Genomic DNA, 14,719 nt, shown 5'->3' with positions numbered 1-14,719 from the left:
CGCAAACTCCTCTTTGCTATGCTTAAAAGCCTTCTTACATAGCCAATATTTTAGTAGTTACTAGAAATCCAATAATTGGTTCTCTTATATTTCTAAGATTTGGCTCGTCAGATAAAGTTAGTGATTTGTCTTTCTTATACGCAGGCTAAAATAATGTATTTTTAATTCTTGGTCATCTTATTTTAATCTTTTGAGTAACTTAATAATACAAATTTGGGGGGAGTTGACCAGTCTATTAATCACCATAAAAAGAGTACTAATTGTCACAGGCTCTTTTACGTTTTTAAGAATGAATTTTACTTAGTTACTTTGATAAATATTTCTATATCTGGAGAGATGCTAAGACTTTCGTTTTTCTAAAAAAAAGTATGATGTGTTCTTTAACAAGTGTAGCAGTTTAAATTGGGTTGGAAAGTTGACACTTGTGAACCCTTTTAGGATGATGTGTTCTTTCCTGAAATAAATACTAAATTTATCTTGAAGCGAGTACGTCTATACGTTACTTTCGTGGTGAGGTAACACTACATTAGAATGAGGAAAATTAATGAAACCTTGGAACCCTGACAGTTGGAGAGAACACCCAATAGTTCAACAACCAGAATACCCAGATAATAGCGCGTTAATCGATATTGAGAACCAACTAAATAAAGCTCCACCTTTAGTCTTTGCTGAAGAAACAAGAAGTCTTTATAAGAGTTTAGCAGATGTTTGTGAAGGTAAAGCATTTTTACTTCAAGGCGGAGACTGTGCAGAATCGTTCTCTGATTTTAATGCTACCAATATTCGCGATACTTTTAAAACACTGTTACAAATGGCTGTTGTTTTAACATATGGCGGGAAATGTCCTGTTGTTAAAATAGGAAGAATGGCAGGTCAATACGCAAAACCTCGTTCTTCTAATTTTGAAACAATTAATGGGGTATCTTTGCCATCATATCGTGGTGATATAATAAATAACTTTGAGTTTACCGAAGCGTCTCGCGTTCCGGATCCTAATAGATTAATGACGGCTTACCACCATAGCGCAGCAACACTAAACTTATTACGTGCATTCGCACAAGGTGGTTTAGCTGATTTACACCAAGTAAACCGTTGGAATATGAGCTTTGTCGCTGCAAACCCTCTTAAAGAGAAGTATCAGCAAATGGCTGATAAGATTCAAGACGCTCTCGAGTTTATGGAAGTGTGTGGTATAGATTCAAGCGTAGCACCCAGTCTAAAAGAAACGTCTCTCTATACATCTCATGAAGCACTCTTATTAGGGTATGAAGAAGCACTTACTCGCAGGGATCATCTAACAGGTGACTGGTATGATTGCTCTGCACACTTCGTTTGGATTGGAGAACGCACACGACAACTAGACCATGCCCACATTGAATTTTTCCGAGGCATTAAAAACCCAATAGGTGTCAAAGTAGGTCCAGGTATGACACCTGATGAGCTCATAAAGTTAATTGATGCGCTAAACCCAGATAACATTCCTGGACGTTTAACGCTAATAACAAGAATGGGAGCAGACGTACTACCAGAAAAACTACCAGCCCTAGTTCGTAGAGTACAAGACGAAGGCAGAAAAGTTGTTTGGACCTCTGACCCAATGCACGGAAATACTGAAAAGGCGAGTACAGGGTATAAAACTCGAAGCTTCAATAATATACTGCGTGAAATCAGCCAATTTTTCGCAGTACATAAAGCGGAAGGATCTTATCCAGGTGGTGTCCACTTAGAAATGACTGGCCAACACGTTACAGAATGTGTTGGTGGGGCATACGGTCTGTCTGATGAAGATTTAGCACAGCGCTACCGGACTCAATGTGACCCTCGTCTTAATGCTGACCAAGTATTAGAACTCGGTTTTCTTGTCGCTGATTTACTTAAAGATGCGCGAAACAAAGTCTAAGTTAAGGAATATTAAAAGGCTGTAGTACAGCCTTTTAATATTTCCGACGAGTTAAACCCGTTTCAGAAATAATTTTCGCTGATATTTCTTCAACAGAATGACTTGTTGAATTCAAGTAAGGGGTTTTATGCTTTTTAAATAACATTTCTACTTCTCTCACTTCAATTCTACACTGACGTAGTGAGGCGTATTTAGAATTTGCCATTCTCCCTTCTCTTATTGCCGCTAACCTTTCTGGATTTATTGTTAACCCAAACAGCTTCTTTTTGTAAGTGAGTAAACACTTAGGAAAATTGCCTTTTTCTAAATCATCCTCAGTAATTGGATAATTAGCTGCTTTTATCCCGTACTGAAGTGCTAAATATAAACTCGTCGGGGTTTTACCTGACCGGCTCACACCAACTAAAATAATATCAGCTTGCTCATAATCTTTGATATTTGCCCCATCATCATTTGCCAATGCATAATTAACAGCATCTATTCTAAAGTCGTAACTCGCTTCATGAATTGAGTGAGTTCGATGTATTTTTGGCACAGGCTCTACATTCAATTCCTTTTTAACCACCTTACTAGCTAATGCCAAAAAGTCATAACAAACCCCCTGAGACGACAAAATAATGTCTGACAATTCAGGATTCACAAAAGTGAAAAATACGAGTGGCCGTTCGCCTGTATTTTTTGCATTTAAGTCAATAAGCTCTTTGATTTCTTCAGCTTTCCTAACAGTTTCAACAAATGGGATTGTTTGATGATTAAATTCCACTGGAAACATTGAAAGTGTCGCGTGCCCAAACACCTCCGATGTAATAGCAGTACCATCTGATATATAAAATGCAGTTCTCATTTTAACCTTGTTCTTACAAATTAGCTGAATTTTCGCTTCCGTGGTTTACGTAAGCGTGCTTGCCAGTGTAGAATGCCCTTGACCTATACTAAAGGTCAAACAATCTCTCACATTAAATACAATTTGTTTTGGAGACAGTTCCGTGCAAGACTACGTTCTCTGGTATCAAGAGTTAGGTATGCAAGATGTACCTCGAGTTGGTGGTAAAAACGCTTCACTTGGGGAAATGATATCGAACCTTTCTAACGCTGGTGTACAAGTACCTGGTGGATTCGCTACTACAGCCGATGCTTTTAATGAGTTTTTAGAGCAATCTGGACTTAACGAAAAGATCCACACAATTTTAGACACACTAGACGTCGATGACGTTATTACACTCGCCAAGGTTGGTGCCGAAATAAGACAATGGATCATCGATACTCCATTCCAACCAGAACTTAATAAAGCAATTCACGACGCTTATAATACCCTTCACGGTGATACAAATTCCGATGTTTCGTTCGCAGTGCGTTCTTCTGCAACAGCCGAAGATATGCCAGATGCATCATTTGCCGGACAACAAGAAACATTTCTTAATGTACGTGGTATTGACGCCGTCATGGTTGCAATTAAGCACGTATTCGCCTCATTATTTAACGACCGAGCAATATCTTATCGTGTACACCAGGGTTACGATCACCGTGGTGTTGCTCTATCCGCGGGCATTCAGCGCATGGTCCGCTCAGACAAAGCATCATCTGGTGTTATGTTCAGCATCGATACTGAGTCTGGTTTCGAAGATGTTGTCTTTGTTACTTCTAGTTATGGACTGGGAGAAATGGTTGTTCAAGGCGCAGTCAATCCAGATGAATTTTATGTTCACAAGCCGACGCTTGCTAAAGGGTTACCAGCTGTTGTTAGACGTAACATTGGCTCTAAAGCAATTCAAATGGTTTATTCATCAGACGAGTCTCATGGTAAGCAAGTTGAAATTATTGATATTGCCGCTGAACAATCAACACAATTTTCTATAACAGATGACGAAGTCCAAGAGCTCGCAAAGCAAGCTGTTATTATTGAGAAACACTATGGACGTCCAATGGACATCGAGTGGGCGAAAGATGGTAACGATGGCAAATTGTATATCGTACAAGCCCGTCCAGAAACCGTGCGTTCAAATGAAGATTCAAACGTCATGGAGCGCTTCCAACTTAAATCTCAATCTAAAGTCATTGCGGAAGGTCGAGCAATTGGCCATAAAATTGGCAAAGGTGTTGTTCGCGTATTAAACTCCATTGACGAAATGGACAAAGTCCAAGTGGGCGATGTACTTGTAACTGACATGACCGACCCTGATTGGGAACCAATCATGAAACGCGCCGCTGCGATTGTAACAAACCGAGGTGGCCGCACTTGCCACGCAGCTATCATAGCGCGAGAGTTAGGTATTCCTGCAGTCGTTGGTTGTGGCAATGCAACTGATCTAATAACAAATAATCAAGAAGTTACTGTATCTTGTGCCGAAGGTGACACCGGCTTTATTTATGAAGGTCAACTTGAGTTTGATATTATTTCATCCCGTGTCGACACCATGCCAGACCTACCAATGAAAATAATGATGAATGTAGGTAACCCGGATCGTGCATTCGATTTTGCAAAGTTACCCCATGCAGGTATTGGTCTAGCTCGTGTTGAGTTCATTATAAATAGAATGATCGGTGTCCACCCTAAAGCGCTTATCAACTTTGCTGACCAACCAGCAGAGTTACAAGCAGAAATTAAAGAAATTATTGCAGGCTATGAATCGCCGGTAGAATTTTACATATCTAAGCTTGTTGAAGGTATTTCTACTCTAGGGTGTGCGTTTGCACCAGAACGCGTTATTGTTCGCATGTCTGATTTTAAATCTAATGAATATGCAAACTTAGTTGGCGGGCAACAGTACGAGCCAGAAGAAGAAAACCCTATGATTGGCTTCAGGGGTGCAGCGCGTTATATCTCTGAAGATTTCAGAGAGTGTTTTGCATTAGAGTGTGAAGCTATCAAACGTGTTCGTAACTCAATGGGCTTAACAAATGTTGAAGTAATGATCCCATTTGTTAGAACATTAGAAGAAGCTGCACGCGTTATTGAATTACTTGAAGAGCATGGCCTTAAACGTGGCGAAAATGGTCTAAAAGTAATTATGATGTGCGAACTACCTTCAAATGCTCTGTTAGCAGAAGAGTTTTTAGAGTATTTTGACGGATTCTCAATCGGTTCAAATGACTTAACTCAGCTTACACTAGGCTTAGATAGAGATTCAGGGTTAATTGCACATTTATTTGATGAGCGTAATCCAGCGATTAAAAAATTACTATCTATGGCAATTCAAACGGCTAAGGCAAAAGGCAAATACGTTGGTATTTGTGGTCAAGGCCCTTCGGATCATGAAGATTTTGCAGCATGGTTGGTAGAGCAGGGGATCGACTCTGTCTCACTTAACCCTGATACTGTATTAGAAACTTGGTTATACCTAGCTGACAAGCTAAAAGACTAGTATCAAAGAATCTGAAAAAGCCGGCTCTAGTTGCCGGCTTTTTTATTTAATACCATCAAGTTTGTGACACGCTTTGGTAAATATCTTTTGTAACTTTCTTAAATACTTCCTCGCTGTTGGATAATATATAGAAAAGCACACTAATGCAGCCATTGCGAATATGATTGACGGTCCTGGCACAACAAAAAATATAATCGCAAGAAATACAAATACTACACCTACCCCAAGGACCATTACTTTTTTCATATTTTACTTTTACCTATTTAAAAAATGACCATAATTAAAGTATACAAGCCAAAGTATGTATTAGTTTGCTTAATATGTAACAAAGATTAAATTTCTCAACTTTTTGTCCTTCACTCCGTGGTACAATTAGTTAAAAGCAATAAATTATTACCGTCATGATTGCCAATATAAATCAGCAAGATACCGCAAGTGAATTACTCAATGATTACCTCAACCTTATAATAAACAATGGTTTTTTAGGGGAAACAGACAGCAGTTATGCTACTCGCTTAGTAACTGCCACGGATAACAGCATATATCAAAATGTGCCACAAGCCGTAATTTATCCAAAAAATAACAAAGATATTCAAACCGCATTGCATTGTGCTCAGCAAGATCCATTTTTGTCGTTAACATTTGGGCCTCGAGGCGGGGGAACAGGTACAAATGGTCAGTCACTTACTCCTGGCATCGTCATTGACTTATCACGTCATATGCGTGAAATCATAGAAATAAATGTGGAAGAAAAGTGGGTAAAAGTACAGGCTGGTGTTATAAAAGATCAATTAAATGATTACCTTAGACCATATGGTTTTTTCTTTGCGCCTGATCTTTCAACAAGTAATAGAGCAACTATTGGCGGAATGGTCAACACCGATGCTTCAGGTCAAGGTTCGCTTGTATATGGCAAAACCAGTGATCATGTTTTAGGCTTGAAAACTTATTTGGTTGATGGAACCGAGCTTAATACCCGGAAAATATCCATTGAAAAAGCACAATTAATCGCCGCTCAAGAAGGACGGGCGTCACAAATTTATCATCAAGTGATAGAAAGCTGTCATTCAAACCGAGCGTTGATCTTATCTAAGTTTCCAAGGCTAAATCGCTTCCTAACGGGTTACGATCTTGAAAACGTATTCGATAATACACTCGAGAATTTTGACTTATCAAGAATTATTACAGGTTCTGAAGGTTCATTGGGTGTTGTCACAGAAGCCAAACTAAATATTACACCAATTGCACCGTTCAAAACATTAATCAATATTAAGTATGATAGTTTTGACTCTGCATTAAGAAATTCACCATTTCTAGTTTCCGCTCAAGCAACATCCGTTGAAACGGTTGACAGTAAAGTATTAAATTTAGCAAAAGAAGATATAGTCTGGCATTCCGTATCAGATTTAATAACCAGTGTTCCTGGCATCGAGATGCAAGGACTCAATATGGTCGAGTTTAACGGTGAAACCGAAAATGAAATGGACGGGAAAATTTCATCACTGTGCAAAGAATTAGACAAATTGATCGCACATAAACAGGCTGGTGTGATCGGCTATCAACTTATAAATGATAAAGCCGATATTCTAAAAATCTATGCCATGCGTAAAAAAGCAGTTGGCCTATTAGGCAACACGAAAGGAAAACAAAAACCACTCGCTTTCGCTGAAGACACTGCAGTTCCCCCAGAAAACCTCGCTGATTTTATTGTAGAGTTTCGAGCTTTGTTAGATTCCCACAATTTAAATTACGGCATGTTCGGCCATGTCGATGCGGGTGTTCTACATGTTCGACCCGCACTTGATATGTGTGATCCAGAACAAGAAAAACTATTACGTAAAATTTCAGACCAAGTAGTCGCTTTAACAGCAAAGTACCGAGGTTTAATGTGGGGTGAACACGGTAAAGGTTATCGAAGTGAATATGGGCCAGAATTTTTTGGTGAAATACTTTTTGCAGAGTTAAGAAAAATAAAGTCTGCTTTTGATAAGAATAATCGATTAAACCCAGGGAAAATTTGCACACCAATTGAAAGCACTGAAGAGTTAGTAAGTGTTGACTCACAAAAGCGAGCTTGGTTTGACAAAAAAATTAATATCAAAGTTCGTGACAGTTTTGAAAATGCGATGAACTGTAATGGTAATGGACTTTGCTATAACTACGATGAATCTTCACCAATGTGTCCTTCTTATAAAGTAACAAAAGACCGAAGACATTCACCAAAAGGCAGAGCCAGTTTAATTAGGGAATGGCTGCGGTTACAAGAAAATGCGAACGTAAATGTTATTGATGTTGAAAAACAATTGATCAATAAAGAGAATGACATTACTTGGTGGGAAAGGTACTTAAATACGCGAGAAAAAAATAAAGGCCAATATGATTTTTCACATGAAGTTAAAGAATCTATGGATGAGTGTCTAGCTTGTAAAGCTTGTACTACAGCCTGTCCTATAAAAGTAGATGTACCCACTTTCAGATCTCGATTTTTAAATTTATATCACAGTAAATACAATAGACCTTTAAAAGATTATTTGGTCAGTAACATAGAAAAGACGGCGCCCATACTTTCAAAGTTAGGACCTGTTGTTAACCCCATAGTACAAAGTAAACCAACCGCATATGTAATAGAAAAAGTATTTGGGTACGTAGACACTCCCTTATTAAGTACGCCAACTCTCGTTAACCGAGTAAATAAAAAATATCTATTCGATCAAACAAAACTCGAACGTATGTCAGAGACTGAAAGAGAAAACTCAGTTTTTATTGTGCAAGATCCATTTACAAGTTTCTATGAAGCTGAGTTGGTTTCTTCGTGTATTGAAGTTATTGTGGCGCTCGGAATTAATCCTATTTTATTACCATTTTTGCCAAATGGTAAAGCACAACATGTTAAGGGATTTTTAAAAGAGTTTAAGTCAACAGCTAAAACTGCATGTGATTTTTTGAACTCTCTCACTGATTATAAAGTTCCAATGATTGGCTTGGATGCATCTCTCGTTATGGTCTACCGTGATGAATACAAAACTCTGCTTGGCGATTTACGTGGTAGCTTTGAAGTTATGCTCGCTCATGAGTGGCTTGAAAAACAAAATTGGCAAAGTATATCTTTAACAGAAGCAAGTCAGAAAGAACACTATACCTTACTTTCTCATTGTACAGAAACTACTGCATTACCAAACGCAAGCCAGATATGGAAATCCATTTTTAGTCAGCTAGGTGTAACACTCAATACCCCAGTCACCGGTTGCTGTGGTATGGCAGGTACCTACGGGCATGAATTACAAAACCAAGAAAACTCAAGGTCACTCTACAACATGTCTTGGAAACCATATGTAGAAAAAACAGCCAAAGGAAACCTTCTTTCAACGGGATTCTCATGCCGAAGCCAAGTAAAGCGCTATGAAAATAGGAAACCTAAACATCCAATAGAGTTTATTGCCGCTAATCTACGCTCTTGAGTTTAAAATAAAATGGGGTTAGGGTAAGTGAAAATCGTACAACTCACAATTTAACATAACATATAAAATTGAAAAGAATACACTAATAACCTCGCTAGTAGTGTATTCTTTCTTTACAAAAGCTCCATCAGTAATTACATAATTATACTTTAACTATGCTATATTCCTAGGTATTGGAGATTGATAAATCTCAATGTTTTTTGTACTTCGCCAGCTAGTCTGTAACTCTCCCAAAAAAATGAACCAGTTCAATTATAGTAATTTACATGATTTATTTGTATTAAATGCTTAAAGACACGAAAATATTAGACCTCTCTTAATAGTAAGATATATGCAATTAACGACCTGCTACTTGAAAAAATAAACAAAAATCAATATATAAACGCGATATAATATTCAATAAGAATAGATTACTATTGAGTAACTAAAAGCAGTAACTCATTGATTTTAAAACCTTCATTAATTATAAAAACATTAGAGTAGCAACATCACAAAATCCATCACATTGATATATAAAGCAATAACTCTAAATTACCAAATTTGAAATCCAATATACTCTTTGTTAAATTTTTGGCTGTCCATTAGCTTAAAGTTAATAATAAATAGGTTTTTGGAAATTACCAACCTAATAAATAAAAGCAATTTTAAAGGATAATAAAATGAAAATAAAAACAATCGCAGCTACTATGGCTATACTTTTCAGCTCTTTTAATACTTCAGCTTCAACTGAGGAAGCAATAAATCCAGCAATACATTCAGCTGATATACTAAATATTGACCAGGCAAATACCGCTGCAGCACAAGGTTTTATAACAGGCGCATTAATTAGAGGTTGGATCCTTGATGGTGCAAAGAGCGCAATAAAAGGGGGTGCTAAAGACTTTATTTCAAATTTACTATTTGGCGGTGGTCCAGCGGGTCCTCAAATAGTAAGACTTCATTCTGAAGACCTTGAAAAAATAGAAAGTCTTGTGTCAGGTGTGGTGATCAATGATGCAGTGTATGATGCAAAAAGTGATCTAGCCGCTTTCAGTACAACATTTGATTACTATCAAGACTCACTAAATAGTAGCCAATTTGATGCTTCAATTCTTACTTCACTATTAACATATGTAAATTCTTTACGTCATCATAGGGCATACGAGGCAAGCTACAATACAAAAGCTTTTGCATTAACATCCTCTTATTCAACAATGGCAGCTCTTAATATTGCAGTTTTAACCGAACGCCATGTAAAAGGGTTCATCAGCGCGGCCTATGTTAAGAATCAAGGTAATCTTATGGCGACAAAATTAGAAGAGCTTGGTAGCCTCGCGAGTAGCCACGCATATACTCTTGGTTATGTTCGCAGTATAGGTAGCAGATGTTGGGGTGGTGAATTCTCAAATTTAGAGTCTAATTTATATCAAGAGCAAAACTTAAACAGCATAACAATTGAAATCGATGAAGATAGCCCTATGGCGCCGGTAGACTGCCTAGTAACAGCAAGCTTTCCAGGTAAACCATCAAAAACATGGAACGCCTCTAGAATAGGTAGAATGGAAGCTGAAGAAATGGCATTTGAGTACCTAAACCGAATGAGCAATGAGTACGCTGCTGAGATCAAAGGCTCTGACTTTAATAGCGTAATTGCTAAATTACGAGGCCTATAATTTCGATGCACATCGTCGTATTACAGAACGATTTTTATTAGTTTAACCCAACATCAAGCCCTATATGTTAGAGCTTGATGTTTTTACTTATTTATAATTAACTTATACATTATGATGCACATTAATAACTTTGAGTTCCCAACTATGCTGATTAAAATCTAATTAGAGTTTTCTTTTAGCTCCAGACTTAGCCCTGTCTTTAATGTTAGTTTGAATATAAATTTGATCAGTGGTCGCGATTTTGGCATGCCCTAAATCTTCAGATAAATGTTTAAGTGGGCGATGTTGAGCATCATGAGTCGCACCGGTGTGTCTTAACCAGTGTGCCGTTGCCGCTTCCAATTGCTCTGACTCATCCGAAAAGCCATCTTGCTTTAAAGATTCAATCGCCAAGTCAAAACTTTGTTGTACAATCCGCCTAATTTGTCGGACATTCATTCCCCCTTGACCACGTAATTTGTGCACAATTGGGTAAGGCTCATCAACTCTCGGCAACGCAGGTAAACCTCGATATTCTCTGTAGCGACGCAAATATACGATAAAGTCTTCACTCAGAGTTACATCTCGGAGTTTATTACCTTTGCCCATAACTCTAATATACCAAAACCCATCAGGGTCTTGCCAAAAGTGTGACATAACAGGAGACCACTGCGGCCGCTCCGACAATTCAGAAATACGTAAGTACAAGCCTTTTAAACAGGCTAGCACAAACAAATTACGCTCTAACTCAGGTTTAGCATCACAATAATCCCTTGTTACACCAAACACATATTCCCACTGTAAATTACTCAATGTATCAGGTAATTTTATCTGCGATTCAGTTATTAAATAGGGGCTATTTTTTTTCACCACTGGTACAAAGTTGGCAAACGTTTTTTCTTCCAGAATTGCGAATTTATAAAACACATTAAGTGCAGTGAACATGGCTGCAAATGTTTGTTGGCTTAGGCCATTCTCTTTATATACAAATGGGCGCCATGCTATATTCACACAGCGCACGCCTTGCTTATCTTTAAATCGCCACTGCACAGAATTCGACACCCAATTACTATCTGGGTCCACAACGAATTCAACATATGCCTCGATATCTTCGCGCCTTAAATCAAAGACCGACATCTGTTTAAAGTTCCAAGACCACAAATAGAACCGCTCCAGTTCATTTCTGAATCGGTTAAATGTCGCTTCCGATTTTCGACCATAAACATATAAGAATTGGTATAAAAACTCAATATCTTCGAGCGCCCTCGGAACATCATGGTTCAGTGTAGACAAATATGCATTAAGCTCTGGGTATTCTTGAATAAGTGTATCGTCTTCAATATGTGCTATTTGATAACGAAGTTGTTTCAAGGTATCGACAAGTGGGGTAAGCATATTCTATATGTCCGATATTAAGTAGCTATTATGGTAGAGGGTTCTCTACGATTTGTATAGCTAAATCGGACATATATACCTAATTAAACTCAACCCTTTTATTATTGATTAGAATTATTCCCTTTATTTAAGGCTCTTTTAAAATGCTGATTTTTAAGATGATATTGAGAACCAGAAAGCTTAGGGTACTGTTTACGCAAATTATCAAACTCAGGATTTATTGCGGTATCTCCCCAAATACCCAACATAAGTTTTAATGACTCTTCTCGCTCAGGGAATTGGCCCATATCATTATCTTTAACCCAATTATCTAAAATTTTTCTATGTTGCTCTAAAGTCGTTTTATAGTCCGGCTTAGTAGCCAAATTAACAATTTCGTGAGGGTCATTTCGTAAATCATACAGCTCTTCAATTTCGCGTGTTGGCGAAAAATGCATAGCTTGGACCTTGTCTAGTTTTCCATGCTCATAAAGTTGCTTCATCACTTTCGTTAACTCCCATTCGTCTCGATAACTTGGTTGCATCGCCGAGCGTTCTGGATAATAGTTCCGAATGTATTTATAGTTTTCTGTTCTTACGGAACGAATACGGTCAATCGTAAAATCGCACCTATCTCTTGCAGAAATAACGTGCTTATCTCCGTGAAAATTTTCATCAAACAAATTACTACCTTCAAAATAGTCGGGGATCTCTATACCCGCTAATGCAAGTGATGTTGCACTAATATTCAGCCCGTTAATCAACTCAGCTCGCGTGCCAGTCTTTATCAATCTTTTGTAACCCGGTGCATAAACGATAAATGGGACTTTTATTCCACCTTCATAGAGAAATTGCTTATGGCGTAAAAACCGCATTCCATGATCAGCAAAAAAGAACACGATTGTATTATCTAATAACTTATCACGTTCAAGTCTTTTTATAATATCACCGACTTCAGAATCAGTGATCTGTAATGATTCAAGATATCTTGCCCACTCTTCAGTCACAGTAGGGTGGGTCGGGTAATAGGGGGGCAGTACAACTTCACTTCGATCAATGGGCTGTTTAACTTTGTTTTTAAAAGTTTTACTAAAAATGTGTTTGCCACCTTTAAGTTGAATTTGTCCAAAAAACGGTTGTGACTTGTTACTTCTACTATGCCAATCAATTTTTACCCCTGATTTTCCGTATAACGGATGTACCATATAATCCCCGTTATATAAATCAGCACGATTATATGAAAAATTGTAGTCATCTTTACCACTGTTAAAAGTATAGTAACCCGCTGCTTTAAATAACTCAGGTACTGTTTTTACGTTAGGGGGTAAATAAAACTCTGACTCTTTGGTTCTTGCACTATGATGATTATGTAACCCTAGTTTAGTTTGTGTGACACCTGTCATCATAGCCGAGCGTAACGCTGAACAAACAGGCGCGGGCATAATTGTGTTCGTGAACTTAACGCCATTATGGGCTAATTCGTCTAGTATCGGAGTATTTACCAATGGTTCACCATATGTGCCTAAGTGCGGCGAAATATCTTCAACGTATATCCAAAGAATATTTGGTCTTTTTTTAACTTGCTCATTTGCATATGAAAAACTAGATATGAGCGATACGGCTATCGCGCATAAGAAGAATATATATTTGAACCAAGGGATCATACTTTACCTGCCTAATAATTATTATGTGGTTATCCTAGATGGCTGATTCAGTTTAACTAAACATATTACAACGATGTACCTAGATGCTGTGAATCAATTCACTATAACCATCAATAACACCGCTTTGCTTCTTAAACTCACATTAAAACTTCCCGAATAATAAGGTAACTAATTTGTTTAAGAGAAGGCCTGTACCTTATAACCAGTTTAATTTGCATATTCGGCCATCATATCCTGTTTTTGTACTATTTATTCCCGAAAAACAACCTTCATATTGTTTTAATCAATAGATTAGTTTAGCGTTTGTACCGTAATCGTAACTAAGGGTTCGATATGGACTGGGTCAGTAGAATAAAATTTAATGAAAATAGTCCATTAGAGGTGCAGGGGCATGAAAACTCTTGGGGGTTCCAACGACACCGCCCTAAAATTATGGATTCTAGCCATTGGCATGGTCATGTAGAAATAAATTACCTATTCGGATGCTCTGCAGATTATCTGATAAATGGCCAAAAAATAAGTGTGCCTGAAGGAAAAATGATTATTTTTTGGGCGTCAATTCCTCATCAAATGATTGCATCTGAAGGTAATGGGGAAATGGTAAATATATATATTCCTTTACATGCATTTTTATCTTGGCGATTTTCAGATGAATTTATTAGTGAGATATTACATGGTGAAGTACTGGTTGCTGATAACTTACATCTGGGCGACCAACTAACCACCTCAATGTGGGAAAATGATTTAGCGAGTAAAAAATTACCATTGATCATGCAAGTCATTGACGAAATCCGAAACAGGATACGTAGAATGTCTTTAGAGCCTTACAGCACATTTAACCTATCAAATACGACAGAATTAACAGACAAAAAATCGATCGTCAGTGGCCTATGTCATATAGAAGTCATTTTACAGTATATAGCTGACCACTATGATCAAAAGATAACCATAGATGACGTTGCAAACATCACAGGACTGCACCCGAACTACGCAATGAAATTGTTCCATAGAGTCATGAAAATTTCTATTAAACAATACATTAATAAATTAAGGCTGCAACATGCCCAAGCGCTATTAATTGACACAAATGACGCAGTACTAAGCATTGCGTTACAAGCAGGGTTTGGCTCAATTAGCCGCTTTTACGATATTTTTCAAAGAGAGTTTGATAAAACCCCGCAACAATTTAGAAATGATATCGGCAAGGCACACGACACTACCACAGCAGAAACTTAACGAAAGTTAGTTTTTGGGAACTATTAAGTGATTAACGGTACGTTATTACAAAAGCAAAATGCTTCAATAATTATAATATTAAAAAGCTTGGAGT

9 protein-coding genes are annotated in these 14,719 nt (G+C 37.6%); 5 read left to right on the top strand and 4 right to left on the bottom strand.

Annotated features, from left to right (window positions below; translation table 11 throughout):
• Positions 1-544: 544 nt before the first annotated feature.
• A complete protein-coding gene (locus J8L98_RS01570; protein WP_210994982.1) occupies positions 545-1,900 on the top strand; it encodes a 3-deoxy-7-phosphoheptulonate synthase class II in 1,356 nt (451 codons plus the stop codon).
• Between the two features lie 34 nt (positions 1,901-1,934).
• Here J8L98_RS01570 and J8L98_RS01565 read toward each other — a convergent pair whose 3' ends face one another.
• Positions 1,935-2,744 (bottom strand): pyruvate, water dikinase regulatory protein, encoded by an 810-nt coding sequence (locus tag J8L98_RS01565; protein ID WP_192509328.1) that lies wholly within the window; start codon positions 2,742-2,744, stop codon positions 1,935-1,937.
• 142 nt (positions 2,745-2,886) lie between these two features.
• On the opposite strand from J8L98_RS01565, the gene ppsA reads away from it, so the two are divergent.
• Positions 2,887-5,262: a phosphoenolpyruvate synthase gene (gene ppsA, locus J8L98_RS01560; protein WP_210994981.1), complete on the top strand. Its 2,376-nt coding sequence runs from the start codon at positions 2,887-2,889 to the stop codon at positions 5,260-5,262.
• A 42-nt stretch (positions 5,263-5,304) separates the two neighbouring features.
• On the opposite strand, the gene J8L98_RS01555 is transcribed toward ppsA, so the two are convergent.
• A complete protein-coding gene (locus tag J8L98_RS01555) occupies positions 5,305-5,508 on the bottom strand; it encodes a PGPGW domain-containing protein (RefSeq protein WP_210994980.1) in 204 nt (67 codons plus the stop codon).
• Positions 5,509-5,663: 155 nt separating this feature from the next.
• Here J8L98_RS01555 and J8L98_RS01550 point away from each other — a divergent pair, with 155 nt between their 5' ends.
• Together J8L98_RS01550 and J8L98_RS01545 are read left to right on the top strand one after the other, a co-directional pair.
• A complete protein-coding gene (locus tag J8L98_RS01550) occupies positions 5,664-8,720 on the top strand; it encodes an FAD-binding and (Fe-S)-binding domain-containing protein (RefSeq protein ID WP_210994979.1) in 3,057 nt (1,018 codons plus the stop codon).
• A 659-nt stretch (positions 8,721-9,379) separates the two neighbouring features.
• Positions 9,380-10,372: a hypothetical protein gene (locus J8L98_RS01545; protein WP_210994978.1), complete on the top strand. Its 993-nt coding sequence runs from the start codon at positions 9,380-9,382 to the stop codon at positions 10,370-10,372.
• 162 nt (positions 10,373-10,534) lie between these two features.
• Here J8L98_RS01545 and J8L98_RS01540 read toward each other — a convergent pair whose 3' ends face one another.
• Both J8L98_RS01540 and J8L98_RS01535 read right to left on the bottom strand, forming a co-directional pair.
• Positions 10,535-11,746 (bottom strand): site-specific integrase, encoded by a 1,212-nt coding sequence (locus tag J8L98_RS01540; protein WP_210994977.1) that lies wholly within the window; start codon positions 11,744-11,746, stop codon positions 10,535-10,537.
• A 101-nt stretch (positions 11,747-11,847) separates the two neighbouring features.
• Positions 11,848-13,389, bottom strand: a complete 1,542-nt coding sequence (locus J8L98_RS01535) for a sulfatase (protein ID WP_210994976.1) — start codon at positions 13,387-13,389, stop codon at positions 11,848-11,850.
• A gap of 333 nt (positions 13,390-13,722) precedes the next feature.
• On the opposite strand from J8L98_RS01535, the gene melR reads away from it, so the two are divergent.
• A complete protein-coding gene (melR, locus tag J8L98_RS01530; RefSeq protein ID WP_210994975.1) occupies positions 13,723-14,625 on the top strand; it encodes a transcriptional regulator MelR in 903 nt (300 codons plus the stop codon).
• The last annotated feature ends 94 nt before the right edge of the window (positions 14,626-14,719 follow it).

The sequence above is a fragment of the Pseudoalteromonas sp. MMG013 genome, assembly GCF_018100885.1.
GTDB lineage: Bacteria > Pseudomonadota > Gammaproteobacteria > Enterobacterales > Alteromonadaceae > Pseudoalteromonas > Pseudoalteromonas aurantia.
Note: the sequence above shows the minus strand (reverse complement) of the source record. Positions and strands in the feature narration are given on the sequence as shown.

Bases quoted from the DNA above. Each gene is read 5' to 3' on its own strand.
- J8L98_RS01570 (WP_210994982.1), top strand. From the start codon at position 545: ATGAAACCTTGGAACCCTGACAGTTGGAGAGAACACCCAATAGTTCAA.
- J8L98_RS01565 (WP_192509328.1), bottom strand. From the start codon at position 2,744: ATGAGAACTGCATTTTATATATCAGATGGTACTGCTATTACATCGGAG.
- J8L98_RS01555 (WP_210994980.1), bottom strand. From the start codon at position 5,508: ATGAAAAAAGTAATGGTCCTTGGGGTAGGTGTAGTATTTGTATTTCTT.
- J8L98_RS01550 (WP_210994979.1), top strand. From the start codon at position 5,664: ATGATTGCCAATATAAATCAGCAAGATACCGCAAGTGAATTACTCAAT.
- J8L98_RS01545 (WP_210994978.1), top strand. From the start codon at position 9,380: ATGAAAATAAAAACAATCGCAGCTACTATGGCTATACTTTTCAGCTCT.
- J8L98_RS01540 (WP_210994977.1), bottom strand. From the start codon at position 11,746: ATGCTTACCCCACTTGTCGATACCTTGAAACAACTTCGTTATCAAATA.
- J8L98_RS01535 (WP_210994976.1), bottom strand. From the start codon at position 13,389: ATGATCCCTTGGTTCAAATATATATTCTTCTTATGCGCGATAGCCGTA.
- melR (WP_210994975.1), top strand. From the start codon at position 13,723: ATGGACTGGGTCAGTAGAATAAAATTTAATGAAAATAGTCCATTAGAG.